The following is a 16,237-nucleotide window of genomic DNA, read 5'->3' on the forward strand; positions in this document are numbered from 1 at the left end:
AACCGCTGGATCACGACAATCCGACGAACTCTTGCCGTGTCACGGCAGTAGACCTACGCTGGCGCCACTTTCGTGGATCGATACATGTTCGGGGGTGCGCTGATGGTGACGATGGCGGAGGTGGCCGCTCGGGCGGGTGTCGCCAAGCAGACCGTCTCCAACGTGGTGTCCGGCAAGAAGGTGCGGCCGGAGACCCTGGCCAAGGTGAACACGGCGATCGCGGAGCTCGGCTACAAGCCGAACCTGGTGGCGCGCTCACTGAGGACCGGCAGCACGTCGACCGTGGGGCTGTTCGTGCCGCGGGTGGCCAACCCGTTCTACTCGGAAGTGGTCGAGGAGGTGGAGAACGTGCTGGTCGGCCACGGGTACAACCTGTTGCTGGCCACGACCCGCGACGACCCCGACCACACCCGGGCCCACCTGGAGAACCTCGCCGCGCGCTCGGTGGACGCGCTGCTGGTCGCCGGGGACAACGGCGTCGAACAGCAGTTGCCGATGCTCGTCGAGGCCGCCTTCCCGGTCGCGCTGTGCGCTTGGGAGGGAGACGCGCCCACCACGCTGCCGGTGGTGTCCATCGACTACGAGCACGCCGGGTACCTGGCCGGGCGCTACCTGAGGGATCTCGGCCACCGGAACGTCGCGGTGATCGCCGACCTGCCCGCGCACTCGCCGCGCGTGCGCGGACTGCGCCGGGCGTTCGCCGACGACGGGCTCACCATCGACGACCGCCAGGTGTTCGCCTGCACCAGGGACGACGCCGCCGGCGGGTTCGCCGCGGGCTGTGCGGCGCTGGAGGCGGACCCGGAACTGACGGCGATCTTCGCCACCCACGACGTCCTGGCCGTCGGCGCCATCGAGGCGGTCGTCCGGTCCGGGCGGCGGGTCCCCAGCGACGTCAGCATCGTCGGCTTCGACGACATCTCCCAGGTCGGACAGATCCAGCCGGCGCTGACCACGGTCACCTTCCCCAAGCGGGAGATGGCACAGCAGGCCGTCGAGCTGCTGCTGCGCGCCGTCGACTCCGGCCGGCCGCCGACCAACGTGTTAACGCTGCTGCGCCCGACCCTGACCGTCCGGGACAGCAGCGCCCCGCCCCGGGTGACCGGATAGCACCCGGCTCCGCTGTACCCGCGCGTCGCCCCCGCGAGCCGGGGGCGCGGTCCTGCCTGGCCGGCTACCCGGCACCGCTACGAGTCCCGACAGAAAGCGCCCCCGCTGATGAACGACCTCGACTCCCACGGCTACGTCGAAGACCGGTCGCCGGGCACCGGACGGCTGCGGCCCCGCGCCGCGTTCACCACCGACCTGCCCGCGATCCCGCTCGACGGCGACTGGAGGTTCCGCCTGGCGTCAGGTCTCGACGACCTCACCGGGGACTTCGCCGCGCCGGAATTCGACGACAGCGCCTGGGACCTGCTCACCGTGCCGTCGTGCTGGCAGATGACCGGCCTGCCCGGCGAGCCGCGCTACGGCGCCCCGGCCTACACCAACATCCTCTACCCCTTCCCGGTCCATCCGCCGCGGGTGCCCCGGGAGAACCCCACCGGCGAGTACCGCCGCGCGTTCGACGTTCCGGACGGGTTCCCGGCGTCGGCCGCGGTGCTCCGGTTCGAGGGCGTCGACTCCGCGTTCGCGGTGTGGCTCAACGGGATCCGGCTCGGCGACGGCAAGGGCAGCCGGCTGACCACCGAGTTCGACGTCTCCGCCGCCCTGCGGCCCGGCCGGAACGTCCTCGCGGTCCGTGTGCACCAGTGGTCGTCCGGCAGCTACCTGGAGGACCAGGACATGTGGTGGCTGTCCGGGATCTTCCGGTCGGTGTCCGTGGCCGCCCGGGGTGTCGAGGACTTCTTCGTGCACGCCGCCTACGACCACACCACGGGGCAGGGCACCCTGGCCGTCGACGTCACCGCCCCCACCGGGGTGTCGCTGTCGGTGCCCGAGCTCGGGCTGTCCGGCGTCGATCCGGCCGGCCCGCATGTGATCGACGGCATCGAGCCCTGGTCGGACGAGCAGCCGCGCCTGTACGCGGGGGAACTGCTCTCCGAGGCGGGGGAGCGGATACCGCTGCGCATCGGCTTCCGCACCGTGGCCGTCGTGGACGGTGTCCTGACCGCCAACGGCAGGCCCATCTCCCTGCGGGGCGTCAACCGCCACGAATGGCATCCGCTGACGGGGCGCACCCTGACCGAGGACACCATGCTGAGCGACGTGCTGCTGATGAAGCAGCACAACATCAACGCGGTGCGCACCAGCCACTACCCGCCCGACCACCGTTTCCTGGACCTGTGCGACGAGCACGGCCTGTGGGTCTTCTGCGAGGGCGACCTGGAGACGCACGGCTTCGAACCCGACGGCTGGCGGCGCAACCCCAGCGACGACCCCGCGTGGCGCGACGCCTACCTGGACCGGGCCGAGCGGCTGGTGGAACGCGACAAGAACCACCCCTCGGTCATCGTCTGGTCGCTGGGCAACGAGGCCGGCACCGGAGCCAACCTGGCAGCCTCGGCCGCGTGGATACGGCAGCGCGACGACAGCCGCCTGATCCACTACGAGGGCGACTGGGCGAGCTGCGCCTACGTCGACCTGTACTCCCGGATGTACATCGGCGTGGACGAGCTGGCCGCCGTGGGACGCGGCCAGGAGGCGCCGACGGCTGATCCGGCCGACGACGCGCACCGCCGCGCCCTGCCGTTCGTGCTGTGCGAGTACGGACACGCCATGGGCACCGGCCCCGGCGGGCTGTCGGAGTACCAGCAGGTCTTCGAGGCGCATCCGCGTCTGGCCGGTGGCTTCATCTGGGAGTGGATCGACCACGGGATCACCCGGCTCACCGGGCAGGAGGACCCCCACTCGTCCTACGCCTACGGCGGCGACTTCGGCGAGGAGATCCACGACGGCAACTTCGTCGCCGACGGGCTGCTCTTCCCCGACCGCACGCCGTCGCCGGGCCTGGTCGAGTACAAGAAGGTCATCGAACCGGTCCGTATCCGGATCGACGCGGCGGCCCGGCGGATCGACGTGCGCAACCTGCACCACGTCCGTGACAGCGGCTACCTGGACTTCCGGTGGACCGTCGAGGACGGCGGCGAGCCGGTGGGGTCCGGCGGCCTGACCGTGCCCGCGACCGCTCCGGGTACGACGACGACCGTCGCGTGGCCCGCTGACGTCACCGCCGCGCTCGACGCGGCGCGCAAGAACGACTCCGGCCAGGAGGTGTGGCTGACCGTCACCGCGGTGCTCGCCGCCGACGAGAGCTGGGCCGGGGCGGGCCACGAGATCGCCTGGTCCCAGGGTCTGGTCGTGGCACCGGCCGCCTCGCTCGCACCCTTCCCGCCGGCGCCGGCGACCGCCCACGACGGGTTCATCGCACTGGGCCCCGCCCGGTTCGACGCCCGCACCGGGTTGCTGGTCCGGCTCGGCGACCTGGAGCTCGACGGTCCGCGGCTGGACGTCTGGCGGGCCCCGATCGACAACGACCGGCTCAGCGCCTTCGGTGAGCCGCAGACCGACGCGTGGTACGCCGCCGGACTGCACCGGATGCGCCACGACGTCCTGGGTGTCGAGCCCGACGCCTCCGGGCTCACGGTCACCGCCCGGCTGGCCGCCGCCGGGTCCTCCCGCGGGCTCGACGTGGTGTACCGCTGGACGGCGTGCGAGACACCGCACGCGGGCGGTGCCCGGCTCCGGCTGGACACCGTCGTCACGCCCGACGGCCCGTGGTCGGTGCCGCTGCCCCGACTGGGCGTCGCGATGTCGCTGCCCGGCACCGACGCCGACGTCGAGTGGTTCGGCCCCGGTCCCGGTGAGGCGTACCGGGACTCCCGCGCCGCGGCCCGCGTCGGCCGCCACCGGTCGACCGTCTCCGCGATGCAGGTCCCTCAGATCCGCCCGCAGGAGAACGGCAACCGCCACCAAGTCCGCCGCGCCGCGATCACCACCCCGGGCGGCACCCTGCTCATCACCGGCGCCCCGGTCATCGACCTGACCGTCCGTCCCTGGAGCACCGAAGCCCTCGCCGCCGCGACCCACCAGCACGACCTGGTCCGCGACGGCCGACTCCATCTGCACCTCGACCACGCACACCACGGTCTGGGGAGCGCGGCCTGCGGTCCGGGCCCGTCGGCACCGGACGTCCTGGCCGCGGTCACCACCGCGTTCGGCGTGGAGTTCGGCACCAGCCGGTAGGCGGGCCTTGCCCGCCCGCCCACCGGCCGTCCAGCAAGTCAGCCCCTGTCACAGAAGGTTCCCTCACATGGACAGCACCACCATACGCACCCGCAGACTCCTGACGTTCGCCACCGCCGCGCTCCTGGTGGCCGGCGTCAGCGCCTGCAGCAGCACCGAGAGCACCTCCGACACCGCCGAGAAGAGCCAGACCGGGCCGGTGAAGATGGAGTTCTGGGGCTGGGCCCCCTACGAGAAGATCGTCGACCAGTGGAACGCCGCCCACCCGGACAGCAAGGTCGTCTTCAAGAAGATCCCGTCCGGCGCGAAGGGCGGCTACACCCAGATCAGCAACGCGATCACCGCGGGCAAGGGCCCGTGCCTGGCGCAGATCGAGTACCAGACCATCCCGTCGATGCTCGTGAAGAACACGGTCATGGACATCACCAAGTACGCGAGCGGCGGCATGGACAAGTACGTTCCGTCGGCCGTCTCCGCCTCCAGCGTCGGCGGCAAGATCTACGGCGTCCCGGTGGACGTCGGCCCGATGGTCCTCTTCTACCGCAAGGACCTGTTCGCCAAGTACGGCATCACCAAGCCGCCGGCCACCTGGGCCGAGTACAAGGCCGACGCCGAGAAGGTCGCCGCCGCCGACAAGAGCGTGAAGTTCGGCACCGTGGTCGGCGACGGCAACGGTATGGCGGCCTTCAGCCTGCAGACCGGCCAGTCGTGGTACTCCACCAAGGGAGACAGCTGGACCGTCAGCATCGACAACCCCGGCACCCGGAAGGTCGCCGACTACTGGCAGGGCCTGAAGGACAAGGGTCTGCTGGCGAAGACCGGCAACGCCTGGGACCCGCAGTTCAACAAGGCGTCCCAAGACGGCAAGGTGCTGACGTTCGTCAACGCGGCCTGGGCCGCCGGCGGCCTGAAGTCGGACCTGAAGGGGCAGGCCGGCAAGTGGCGGGTCGCCCCGATGCCCACCTGGGAGGCCGGCGACGGCAAGAGCTCCAGCAGCGGCGGCTCGGCCACCTCGGTGATGACCGGGTGCAAGACGCCCCGCCAGGCCGTCGCGTTCGCCGACTTCCTGTCCAGCGACCCGCAGGCCGTGAAGGCGGGCATCGAAGGCGGCCTGTACCCGGCGTCGAAGGCCGGACAGGACGACCCGGCGCTCACCGGGGGCGACCCGTTCTTCGGCGGCCAGAAGGTCGGCGACATCTACAAGACCTCCGCCGAGCAGGTGCCCAGCACCTGGACCAACGGCCCGACCTTCCAGCAGGTCGAGTCGGACTTCACCGGCGCGATCGGCCAGGGCACGCTGCCGGACGCGGTGACCAAGGTGCAGGCGTCGACGGTCGCCGCGATCAAGAAGCTCGGACTGTCGGTGACCAACGGCTGAGGTGGCGGGACCCCAGCCGCCCCGAAGGGTTCCCGCGGCCGCCCGTATCCGGCGCCGCGGGGACCCGCTCCCTGACGACGAACCGCCCAGCGAGGTTTCCATGAGCAGTCCCAGCAGCACCCGGACCGCGTCACCGCCGCGGCCGGTGCGCGCGGTCACCCCCCGCGTCTCACCCCCCGGCCGGCCCCGGCGCACCGGCCGCCGGGCCGCGTTGACCGCGTCGGGTTTCCTGGCGCCGTTCGCGGTGCTCTTCCTGACCATGATGGTCGCGCCGATCGGCTACGCGATCTACCAGAGCTTCTTCACCGTCCGCCGCGCCGGGCTGTTCGGCGGCGCGCGGTCCACGGAGTTCGCGGGACTGTCGAACTACGCCGACGCCTTCGGCGACCACGACTTCACCGCGTCGATCGTCCGGGTCGTGCTCCTTGGCTGCGTCCAGGTCCCGGTCATGCTCGGCCTGGCCCTGCTGCTCGCGCTCCTGCTGGACTCCCGCTCGGCCCGGCTGCGCAAGACCTACCGGCTCGCGTTCTTCCTGCCCTACGCGCTGCCGGGTGCCATCGCCGCGGTGATGTGGTCCTTCCTCCTGGCGAAAGACCTCTCGCCGTTCACCGGACCGCTGTCCCACATCGGGATCGACGTCGACTTCCTGTCGCCGTCGTGGGTCCCGGTCTCGATCGGGAACATGATCACGTGGGGCTGGACCGGCTACAACATGCTGATCATCTACTCCGCGCTGCAGACCATCCCCTCCGAGGTGCTGGAGGCCGCCGCCCTCGACGGCTGCACCGGATGGCGCCTGGCGTGGGCGGTGAAGATCCCGCTGGTGCGGCCCGCGCTGGTGCTGACCACGGTCTTCTCCATCATCGGGACGGCGCAGCTGTACACCGAGCCGGCGGTGCTGGTCGGGGCGCGCGTCCCGGGCGTCTCCCCGAAGTTCTCCCCGATCATGAACACGACCCTGGGCATGGACCTGGGCGACCAGAACCTGGCCGCCGCGCAGTCGGTCGTGCTCGCGCTGATCACCCTCGTGCTCTCGTTCGGATTCCTCAAGTACAACCAGCGCAAGGGAGCGATGACATGAGCGTGATGGAGGCCGGCCGGCCGACCCGAACGGCCCGCCGCGGCACCGACATCGCCAGCATGGCCGTCGTCAACGGGGTGCTGGGCCTGATGGCCCTGTACACGCTGATCCCGCTGTGGTGGCTGTTCGTCTCCTCGACCAAGGGCTCGGGCTACCTCTACACCGGTGCGCCGCTGTGGTTCTCCCACTTCGACCTGGTCACCAACATCAGGAACGTGTTCACCTTCGAGCACGGCATCTTCTCCACCTGGCTCGCCAACAGCGCGCTGTACAGCCTCGTCGGCGCCACCGTCAGCACCCTGCTGTCCGCGATGGCCGGCTACGCGCTGTCCAAGTACAGCTTCCGCGGCCGGGAGAGCGTGTTCAACGTCATCCTCGCCTCGGTGCTCATTCCGGCGCCGATGTTCGCCCTGCCGTTGTTCCTCCTCATGGCCAAGCTCGACCTCACCAATACCTACTGGTCGGTGCTGCTGCCCAGCTGTGTCAGCCCGTTCGGCGTCTACCTGTGCCGGATCTTCGCCGCGTCGTCCGTCCCGGACGAACTGCTGGAGGCCGCGCGGCTCGACGGAGCGGGCGAGCAGCGCACCTTCTTCGGCATCGCCCTGCCGCTGATGGGCCCGGCGCTGGTGACCGTCTTCCTGTTCCAGTTCGTCGGCATCTGGAACAACTACCTGCTGCCCTCGCTCATGCTCAACACCCCGTCACGACAGCCGGTCACGGTGGGCCTGGTGCAGTGGCGCTCGGAATTCGCCAACGGAGTGCCGCCGCTGCTGCCGATCACCGGTGCGTTCCTGTCCCTGATCCCCCTGCTCGTCGCCTTCATCTGTCTCCAGCGCTTCTGGCGCAAGGGCCTGACCGCGGGCTCCCTCAAGTAGCCCGTCCACTGCCTCACTCCGCGTCAGTCCGTCGCCCTCGCCGTCGTCTCCAGGTCAAGGGCCGCCGCGATGCGTACGGCGATGTCCTCGGCGTACAGGGAGTCGGTGCGTTCGAAGGGGGTGCGGCCGGCGCCGCGCAGGAAGGTGACGACGCCGAGGGTGCGGCCCCGGCTGCGCAGGACCGCGCAGAGGGCGTGGACGGTCTCCGGCGGCCACTGGCGGGCGGTCGCCCAGTCGCGGGCCGACTCCGGGGCGGCGGACCCGGCGCTCGCGCGTACCGATCCGGCCCGTTCCACGCATTGCAGGGCGGGGTGGCCCCGGCCGTAGCGGACCGGGATGCCGGCGTGCCCGGAGAGCTGGCTGGGGCCGGGCGGCCCGGAGGGCGTGGCCGCGGCGCGTACGAGCCGTACGGGCCCGTCGTCGGCCGGCGGGGGGCCCGCGACCCGGTCGATGAGGGCGTGGTCGGCGAAGCCGGCGAGGGCGAAGTCGAGGTGGACGGTGGCGGCCTCGCCGGGGTCCTCGCACTCGGCGGCGGCGCGTGCCGCGCGATGGAGCTGGTTGACGCGGAAGCGGAGGAGCGCGGCCTCCTGTTCGGTCTGCTTGGCCTCGGTGACGTCCTGGAAGAGCCAGCCGACGCCGAGGGGGACGGGTTCCTCGGCGAGGGGCGAGGCGAGGCGGAGGAAACCGCTGCGCCAGCAGCGACGTTTCTCCCCGTCGGGGGTGCGGACACCGACCCAGATCTCGGCGGGCGCGGGCGGGGCGCCTTCGGCGAGTACATGGGTGAGGGCGCTCTCCAGTTCCTCGACGCCCTGGGTGAGGAGTTCGCCGAGGGGGCGCCCGAGGACGGCGGTGCGGCCGATGCCGAGGCTGCGGGCCGCGTGGGCGTTGACCACGGCGGGCCGCAGATCGGCGTCGACGAGGACGACTCCCCACGAGGCGTCCTCGAAGAGCGCCTCGCTGAGCGCGATGGACCGTTCGAGGTCGATCTGGGCGTGGACCTCGCTGAAGGCGCAGTACAGGCCGGCCGGTTTGCCGTCGGGGCCGCGCACGGCGGCGGACTGGGTGCGGACGAGGACGCGTCCGCCGTCCTTGGTGACGAGGGCGAACTCGTGGACCTGCCGCCCGGAGGCGTGCATGGCGGCCATCAGCCGCGTCTCGACCTCCTCGGCGTCGGCGGTCCGTACGGCCCACCCGGCGAAGCCGCGCCGTCCGACGGCTTCCTCGGCGCTCCAGCCGAGGATGCGTTCGGCCTCGCGGTTCCAGTGGGTGACGACCCCGTCGGCGTCGAAGGCGCACAGCGCCGCGTCCATGCCGTCGAGGAGGGCGGCGAGGAGATCCGCGCCCCCGGGATCCACGGAGTCCATGGCGTCCTCCGTGTCGATGTCGTCGCCGTCTTCGATGTCGCCGTCTTCGCTCTGCACGCTGTGATCGGTGTCGTCGAACTCCTCGTTCCGGCCGGTCCGGCCGTTCCCCGGGCCGTTGCGTTCGGGCTTGTCGGGCCCCAGTGCGTCGGCGGCCCCTTTACGCCGGGAAGCACTCACCTGAACCCCCTGCAGGCTGCGTTGCGTCCGCACGTACGGCGCGTCGGTTCGCTCACTCGCCATCATTCAACTCGAACGTGACCCAGCCCACATCTGGTTCACGCAAGATTTGGACGAAATCGTTGTACGCCGGATTTCCTTCTCACCGTTCCCACGCACCTCCGCCCTACACACCCGAGGGAGTCGTGTCAGCGCAGGTAGAAGATGCGGTCGCCGTACTCCCGGAAGACATGGTCGTTCCAGTCGAGGCCGCCGTCGACGTTCCCGGACCGCAGCAGCGGGGGCTGCACGCCCCGGTCGGCCAGGTCGGCGGCGGCGGTGGCCATGACCGCCTGGAGGAGCGCGGAGGTGACGACGGTGGAGGCCGGGGCGAAGGGGGCGGGCACGGCATCGTGGGTGAGTTCGGCGTCGCCGACGGCGATCTTGGAGTCGAGGACGAGGTCGCAGTGGTCCTTGAGGAAGGTGCCCGAGGAGTGGCGTGAAGTCGTCGCCGTGGCGTAGGCGACGGAGGTGACGCCGATGACCCTCACGCCGAGTTCGCGGGCGTGCCGCGCCATCTCGACGGGGAGGGCGTTGCGTCCGGACAGGGAGATGACGATCAGGAGGTCGCCGGCGCGCAGGGGGCTGCTGTCGAGCACGGCGGTCGCCAGTCCGTCGACCCGCTCCAGCGCGGAGCCCAGCGTCGCGGGCACCACGTCGACGCCGACGGCGCCGGGGACGGTCAGCAGGTTCATCAGCGCCAGACCGCCGGCCCGGTAGACGAGGTCCTGGGCGGCGAGGGAGGAGTGGCCGGCGCCGAACGCGAAGAGACGGCCGCCGTCGACGACCGTGTCCGCCACGAGTTTCCCGGCGGCGGCGAGGGATTCGGCCTCCTCGTCCCGTACGCGCTCCACCAGCCCGATGGCCGCGTCCATGAAACGCCGTGCCGCCGCAGTGCCGTCCGCCATGCCCGCACCCCTCCGCTCCGTCCGACCTGCGATCACGTTAGAGGTCTGGACCAGTGGGGTGTCAATACGGCGGAGCGGAGGACGGCATCCGCGCGCTCCTCGAAGGGCATCCTGGGAGGGCACCCTCGGAAAACGGCAGCGAAGACCCGGTTGTCAGTGGGATGCGTAAGAATTGGGTCCAGGGCCAGCGCAGCGAAGCCGCTGAATCTCATCGAGGGGCACGTATGTCCGGACTGATCGACACGACGGAGATGTATCTCCGCACCATCCTCGAGCTCGAAGAGGAAGGTGTGGTCCCCATGCGTGCCAGGATCGCCGAGCGCCTCGATCAGAGCGGCCCGACGGTCAGCCAGACGGTCGCGCGCATGGAGCGCGACGGCCTGGTCTCGGTCGCGGCGGACCGGCACCTGGAGCTCACCGAGGAGGGCCGCCGCCTGGCGACGCGCGTGATGCGCAAGCACCGCCTCGCGGAGTGTCTGCTCGTCGATGTGATCGGCCTGGAGTGGGAGCAGGTCCACGCGGAGGCGTGCCGCTGGGAGCACGTGATGAGCGAGGCCGTCGAGCGCCGCGTGCTGGAACTGCTCCGGCACCCCACGGAGTCGCCGTACGGCAACCCCATCCCCGGTCTGGAGGAGCTGGGCGAGAAGGACGGCGCGGACCCGTTCCTCGACGAGGGCATGGTGTCGCTGGCGGACCTCGACCCGGGCAACGAGGGCAAGACGGTCGTCGTGCGCAGGATCGGCGAGCCGATCCAGACGGACGCGCAGCTGATGTACACGCTGCGGCGCGCGGGGGTGCAGCCGGGCTCCGTCGTGAGCGTGACGGAGGCGGCCGGCGGTGTCCTCGTGGGCAGCGGCGGCGAGGCCGCGGAACTCGCGGCCGACGTCGCCTCGCACGTCTTCGTCGCCAAGCCCTGACCCCCCGGCGCGGACCGGGTCCATGACGCGCGTCGCGCCCCCTGCCTCGGCCGTCCTCCGGCCGCCCGTCGAAGTCCGAGATTCACTGCGTCGAATCGCAGCGCGCGGACCGTTCGCGTGCGAGGCTTGCCCGTGAGGCATATGACCTGAGGGGCTCTTGGCCGCCCGAGACGGCGATCTCGCGGTGGCGGAGGAGGGGGCGGGGCGGATGTGCCGTGGACATGAGGAGGGCCCCGGCGCCGTGCGGCGCCGGGGCCTGTCCTCCCCTGTGCTGACCCGGAGCCCCGAGCTCCCAGGGTCATCCCCCTCGGACCGTTTTCCCCGAGCGGTCCGCCTCCCGTTGAAGATCTCCCCTCAGTGGAGGCGGGCAATCCTTGAGGCGGGTCACTCGAATGAGGGGTGTTGTCGCCAGGAACGGCATCTTCGAATGTGTTTTCGATAACGTGTACGGCGTGGCGTCTCGTCCAGCGGCCCGTCCCGGACCGGCTCACGCATCCCATACGTAACGTGCCGATCGGTACGCGCGCTGTAACAACAGGTGCGCGCCGTTCGAGCGGCGCGCACCACGGCGCGAACAGCAAGGGCAGCACGACAGCGGTACGACAGCGGTACGACAGCGGTCAGGACGAATGGACCACCCGGTTCGAAGCGCGGCGAGAGCCGGGGAGCGAGCGGTCCGAGCGGGAGTGTGGGGGGTGCCAATGACGCGGCGCATCGACGTGACCGGAACGGGCGGCGTGAGTCTCGCTGCCTGGGAGTTCGGGGACCCGCCCAAGACCGGGGAGATACCCGGCGACCTGACCCGGGGACGGACCGAGGCGGCGGCGGGAGAGAAACCCGGCGGCGAGCGCAGGCCCGGGGTGCTGTTATTGCACGGCCTCATGGGCCGCGCCTCGCACTGGGCGCCCACCGCCCGCTGGCTCTCCGAGCGGCATCGCGCCGTCGCCCTGGACCAGCGGGGGCACGGCCGGAGCGAGAAGCCGGAGCAGGCCGCCTACACCCGTGAGGCCTACGTGGAGGACGCCGAGGCGGCGATCGAGCAGCTCGGCCTCGACCCCGTCGTCGTCATCGGCCACGCCATGGGCGCGCTCACCGGCTGGCAACTGGCCGCCAAGCGCCCGGACCTGGTGCGTGGTCTGATCATCTGCGACATGCGGGCCTCGGCGCTGGGCGCCGCCTCCCAGCGCGAGTGGGAGAACTGGTTCAAGGCATGGCCGCTGCCCTTCGCGACCCTCGCCGACGTCCGCAAGTGGTTCGGCGAGGACGACCCGTGGGTGGAGCGCCCCAACCCCTCGCGAGGCGAGTTCTACGCCGAGGTCATGCATGAGGGCCCCGACGGCTGGCGGCCCGTCTTCGAGCCCGAGCAGATGCTGACGACCCGCGAGACGTGGGTGTACGACGCCCACTGGGAGGAGCTCACCCAGGTGCGGTGCCCGACCCTCGTGGTCCGCGGGCTCGACGGAGAGCTGGGCCGCGCCGAGGCGCAGGAGATGGTCCGCGTCCTGCCCCACGGCCAGTACGCCGAGGTCGCCGACGCGGGGCACCTGGTCCACTACGACCAGCCCGACGCGTGGCGCGCCGCGATAGAGCCGTTCCTGGACGGCTTCACCGACTGACGCCTCAGGGCCCCAGAGCGCACCGCTCGGGGGCCCTTCCCCGAAAATGCCTACCGTCGGGGGACCGGAACGGCGGAGACTTGGGGCATGGCAGACATGGGGGCGTTCCGGCAGGCGGCCATCGAGTGGGCTGCCGGGGGGCCGGGTGACCCGGCGCGGGACCTGGCCTCGACGGTGGGGGTCCGGGCGGTTGTCCTGCTCGAAGGGCCCAGCGATGTCGCGGCGGTCGACGCGCTCGCCGCGCGACGCGGGCGCGACCTCGTCGCCGAAGGGGTGTGCGTCCTGCCGATGGGCGGCGCGATGAGCGTCGGCCGCTTCGCCGGGCTCCTCGGCCCGTCCGGCCTCGGCCTCCGCCTCACCGGGCTGTGCGACGAGCGGGAGCGCGACTACTACGCCCGCGGCTGGGAACGCGCCGGCGCGGCGCCCGAGGGGTTCTTCGTGTGCGCGGCCGACCTGGAGGACGAGCTGATCCGGGCGCTCGGCGTGACCCGCGTCCAGGAACTCGTCCGCGCGGAGGGCGACCTGCGCCCCCTGCGGACGTTCCTCCGCCAGCCCGCCCAGCAGGGGCGCCCTCCCCAGCAGCAGCTCCGCCGCTTCTTCGGCACGAAGAAGGGCCGCAAGATCCAGTACGGCCGCGTCCTGGTCGAGGCCCTCGCCCCGGACCGTGTACCCGCCCCCCTGAACGCCCTGTTCGCCACCCTCTGACCACGCACGGCGGTCCGCCGGCCGATGACCGCCGCCCCCTGCCCTCACGCCCTTCGCGGCTCGGGGGCTCAGCCGTGCAGAGCTGTCAGCAGTTCGTCGTTCGGGCGGGAGCCGGTGGGGGCGTGGGCGAGCAGGGCCTCGTGGAGTCGGCCGATCTCACGCCGGGCCGTCTCGAAGTCCGAGTGGGACAGGGCCATGGAGGCCGTCACGGGCTTCCCGGCGCCGGGGTGGCCACGAAAGGGGGTCCGCCGCGATCCCGGCCCGTACGGTCTCCCCCTGACCCCGCCGGTCACACGAATGGCGAAGGTCGATGGAGCGCCCTGGGGGCGGTGCGGCCCGTCCCCGCTGGATCATCGCTGTTGCCCACGGGGGCGGGCTACTTGAGGGCGGGAACCGCTCGTCAAGCCGCCCGCGTGTTATCGGCGGCCATCCCTGCCGCACGCGTACGCGAGCGGCGAGATCAGCTCCTCCGCGTCCGGCAGCCACCGGTTCGCGGGAGTGGGGCGACGCGCCCACTGCACGGCCCCCCGTGACCCGTACCGGGTCGGCGGCGCCGCCACGTACTCGCCCTCGCCCAGCGCCCTGAGGTCGAGCGACAGCGGGGACCAGCCCAACTTCCGTACCAGGTCGGGGACTTTGACCGACGCGCCCGGCAGCACGAAGAAGTGCATACGGCGGTCCGGCGTCCAGGTCACCGGACCGAGCGTCAGATCCATGCGCTCCATCCGGGCCAGCGCCAGCAGGCCGGCCGTCTCGGGAACGTCGATCGTGTCGAACGTGCGCCCCGTCGGCAGCAGGATCGACGCGGTCGGCTGCTTGGACCACAGACGGCGTGCGACGGTCGCACTGCCTGTCGCCTGGGTCGCCCAGTCCTCACGCGCCGGGTGCGCGCCGGGGGTGGCGCACGCGGTGTTGCCGCAAGAGCAGTGCTGCACCCCGTCGACTGCTTCCAGCCACGTACCGGGAAACACGTCCCAGTGACGTTCTTCGGCGTATCGAACGGCGGTGTCCAGCAGCGTTTCGCCACGCTGCTGCGGGATTTGGGCAGCTTCAGGGCCCGCGATGGTCTCTTCCACGATGAACACAACTCTAGCGCTCATCAGTGGTTACGGATGTCACATGCGCGGGGGAGAGCATCGTCAACTGGCCCGGGGCGCATGGGTGCACGTGCGGGGGCGCGCGGGCGGGATCACTGAGTGAGCCGGGTAGCCACGTGTGGGGTACAGCATCCGTGTTTACCCCGGCAATCGTGGAATGTCTCGCATCTTCGGTATGTCGGCGGGGCATTGATCTTCGAGGCCGGATCCTTTCGATACGGGGGTACGCGCTTTCGGTACGCGTGTTCGGCGCGCGCACCGGGCCGTGTGACCCCGTGGTGGAAGGGACCGACCACTGAGGACACGTCAACTCGTCGCGTGGGCAGGCACCACAGCCACAGGGGGTACGCCATGGCCGCAAGGCCGCTCGTCGCCAGGCAGCCGAACGAACGGCTCCAGGCGCTCATCCAGGAAGCGGGCTGTTCCAACGCCGGGCTGGCCCGGCGGGTCAACATGTGCGGCGCGGAGCACGGACTGGATCTCCGCTACGACAAGACGTCCGTCGCGCGCTGGCTGCGCGGACAGCAGCCGCGGGGCCGGGCGCCCGCGATCATCGCCGAGGCGCTGGGCCGCAAGCTGGGCCGTACGGTCACGATCGACGAGATCGGCATGGCCAACGGCAAGAACCTCGCGTCCGGCGTCGGGCTCCAGTTCTCGCCGACGGTCCTCGGGGCCATCGAGCAGGTCTGCGAGCTGTGGCGCAGCGACGTGGGCCGGCGGGACTTCCTGTCGGGGTCGTCCGTCGCCGCCTCCGCGCTCGTCGAACCCAGCCGCGACTGGCTGATCTCGGCACCGGACTCCCAGGTGGCCCGCACGGCGGGACCGAGGGTCGGGCTCGCCGACGTGGCGGCCGTGAGCGCCATGACCCAGGCGCTCGTCGACCTGGACCACCAGTACGGCAGCGGACACGTCCGGCCCGTCGTCGTGCACTACCTGAACAGCGTCGTCTCGGGGCTGCTGGCCGGCTCGTACCGGGAGGCGGTGGGCCGCGAGCTGTTCGCGGCGGTCTCCCGGCTGACCGAACTCGCCGGGTACATGGCCGTCGACACCGGGCAACCGGGGCTCGCCCAGCGGTACTACATCCAGGCGCTCCGGCTCGCCCAGGCCGCGGGCGACCGCGCGTACGGCGGGTATGTACTCGCCGCGTCCATGAGCCATCTCGCCGCACAGCTCGGAAACCCGCGTGAGATCGCCCAGTTGGCGCGGGCGGCGCAGGAAGGGGCGCGCGGTCGGGCCACCCCGCGCGCGGAGTGCATGTTCCACGCCGCGGAGGCGCGCGGGCACGCGCTGATGGGCGACGCGCGCGCCGCGCAGGCGGCGGCCGGGCGGGCCGTCGAGGCGCTGGAGGCGGCGGACGCGTCGTCCGGGGACGACCCGAACTGGATCAGGCACTTCGACGAGGCGTATCTCGCCGACGAGTTGGCGCACTGCCACCGGGATCTCGGGCAGGCCGAGGCGGCGGCGCGGCGGGCCGAGGAGTCGCTGGCCAAGCATCCCGAGTCGCGGGCCCGGCGGCGGGCGATCGGCTATGTGCTGCTCGCCACGGCGCAGGTGCAGCAGCGCGAGGTCGAGCAGGCGTGCCACACGGGGTTGAAGGCCGTGGAACTGCTCGGCTCGCTGCGGTCCAACCGGGGGGCCGAGTATCTGGAGGACTTCCAGCAGAGGCTGGAGCCGTTCCGGGAGGAGGCGGTGGTCAGGGAGTTCGGGGCGCGGATGGAGCTCCAGGCGGCGTAGTTCCGGCCGGAGGGGCCCCGTTGCGCTCCCGGTGGGGCGGACCGGGTCGTCGCGCGGCCGCGTCCTGTGGGGCCCGGTCGCGCGGTTCCGCGCGCCCCTCCGAGGAGGCGATGCCCCTCTGCCGGGCGGTGTCCGCCCAGAAGGCGGACTTCCCGGGGGCT

At 71.7% G+C, this 16,237-nt stretch carries 13 protein-coding genes; 9 read left to right on the forward strand and 4 right to left on the reverse strand.

Going from position 1 to position 16,237, the window contains the following annotated elements; translation table 11 throughout:
- Window positions 1–84: 84 nt before the first annotated feature.
- The 5 genes from ACZ4Z2_RS02980 to ACZ4Z2_RS03000 all read left to right on the forward strand — a co-directional run bounded on the left by ACZ4Z2_RS02980 (window position 85) and on the right by ACZ4Z2_RS03000 (window position 7,519).
- Window positions 85–1,110: a LacI family DNA-binding transcriptional regulator gene (locus tag ACZ4Z2_RS02980; protein ID WP_468071730.1), complete on the forward strand. Its 1,026-nt coding sequence runs from the start codon at window positions 85–87 to the stop codon at window positions 1,108–1,110.
- Between the two features lie 108 nt (window positions 1,111–1,218).
- Window positions 1,219–4,185 carry a glycoside hydrolase family 2 TIM barrel-domain containing protein gene (locus ACZ4Z2_RS02985; RefSeq protein WP_468071732.1) on the forward strand — a complete coding sequence of 989 codons (2,967 nt, stop codon included), beginning with the start codon at window positions 1,219–1,221 and terminating at the stop codon, window positions 4,183–4,185.
- 67 nt (window positions 4,186–4,252) lie between these two features.
- Window positions 4,253–5,563 (forward strand): ABC transporter substrate-binding protein, encoded by a 1,311-nt coding sequence (locus ACZ4Z2_RS02990; RefSeq protein WP_468071734.1) that lies wholly within the window; start codon window positions 4,253–4,255, stop codon window positions 5,561–5,563.
- A gap of 100 nt (window positions 5,564–5,663) precedes the next feature.
- On the forward strand, window positions 5,664–6,644 hold the full coding sequence (locus tag ACZ4Z2_RS02995) for a carbohydrate ABC transporter permease (RefSeq protein WP_468071736.1): 981 nt from the start codon (window positions 5,664–5,666) through the stop codon (window positions 6,642–6,644).
- Window positions 6,641–7,519 carry a carbohydrate ABC transporter permease gene (locus ACZ4Z2_RS03000; RefSeq protein WP_468071738.1) on the forward strand — a complete coding sequence of 293 codons (879 nt, stop codon included), beginning with the start codon at window positions 6,641–6,643 and terminating at the stop codon, window positions 7,517–7,519. The genes ACZ4Z2_RS02995 and ACZ4Z2_RS03000 overlap by 4 nt, the downstream gene beginning before the upstream one ends.
- A 23-nt stretch (window positions 7,520–7,542) precedes the next feature.
- On the opposite strand, the gene ACZ4Z2_RS03005 is transcribed toward ACZ4Z2_RS03000, so the two are convergent.
- Both ACZ4Z2_RS03005 and ACZ4Z2_RS03010 read right to left on the reverse strand, forming a co-directional pair.
- Window positions 7,543–9,123, reverse strand: coding sequence for a PAS domain-containing protein (locus tag ACZ4Z2_RS03005; protein WP_468071740.1), 1,581 nt, complete (start codon window positions 9,121–9,123; stop codon window positions 7,543–7,545).
- Between the two features lie 125 nt (window positions 9,124–9,248).
- Window positions 9,249–10,007, reverse strand: coding sequence for an SIS domain-containing protein (locus ACZ4Z2_RS03010; RefSeq protein ID WP_468071742.1), 759 nt, complete (start codon window positions 10,005–10,007; stop codon window positions 9,249–9,251).
- 224 nt (window positions 10,008–10,231) lie between these two features.
- Between ACZ4Z2_RS03010 and ACZ4Z2_RS03015 the strand changes: the two genes are divergently transcribed.
- The 3 genes from ACZ4Z2_RS03015 to ACZ4Z2_RS03025 all read left to right on the forward strand — a co-directional run bounded on the left by ACZ4Z2_RS03015 (window position 10,232) and on the right by ACZ4Z2_RS03025 (window position 13,245).
- Complete coding sequence (locus ACZ4Z2_RS03015) at window positions 10,232–10,924, forward strand: metal-dependent transcriptional regulator (RefSeq protein WP_468071744.1); 693 nt, start codon at window positions 10,232–10,234, stop codon at window positions 10,922–10,924.
- 701 nt (window positions 10,925–11,625) lie between these two features.
- Complete coding sequence (locus ACZ4Z2_RS03020; RefSeq protein WP_468071746.1) at window positions 11,626–12,540, forward strand: alpha/beta fold hydrolase; 915 nt, start codon at window positions 11,626–11,628, stop codon at window positions 12,538–12,540.
- Window positions 12,541–12,627: 87 nt separating this feature from the next.
- Window positions 12,628–13,245 carry a TOPRIM nucleotidyl transferase/hydrolase domain-containing protein gene (locus ACZ4Z2_RS03025; protein ID WP_468071748.1) on the forward strand — a complete coding sequence of 206 codons (618 nt, stop codon included), beginning with the start codon at window positions 12,628–12,630 and terminating at the stop codon, window positions 13,243–13,245.
- Window positions 13,246–13,313: 68 nt separating this feature from the next.
- On the opposite strand, the gene ACZ4Z2_RS03030 is transcribed toward ACZ4Z2_RS03025, so the two are convergent.
- Complete coding sequence (locus ACZ4Z2_RS03030) at window positions 13,314–13,454, reverse strand: hypothetical protein (protein WP_468071750.1); 141 nt, start codon at window positions 13,452–13,454, stop codon at window positions 13,314–13,316.
- Between the two features lie 207 nt (window positions 13,455–13,661).
- Window positions 13,662–14,345 carry a bifunctional DNA primase/polymerase gene (locus tag ACZ4Z2_RS03035; RefSeq protein ID WP_468071752.1) on the reverse strand — a complete coding sequence of 228 codons (684 nt, stop codon included), beginning with the start codon at window positions 14,343–14,345 and terminating at the stop codon, window positions 13,662–13,664.
- A 348-nt stretch (window positions 14,346–14,693) separates the two neighbouring features.
- On the opposite strand from ACZ4Z2_RS03035, the gene ACZ4Z2_RS03040 reads away from it, so the two are divergent.
- Window positions 14,694–16,076, forward strand: a complete 1,383-nt coding sequence (locus ACZ4Z2_RS03040; RefSeq protein WP_468071754.1) for a transcriptional regulator — start codon at window positions 14,694–14,696, stop codon at window positions 16,074–16,076.
- Window positions 16,077–16,237: the final 161 nt, after the last annotated feature.

It is taken from the genome of Streptomyces sp. NPDC030183 (assembly GCF_055573455.1).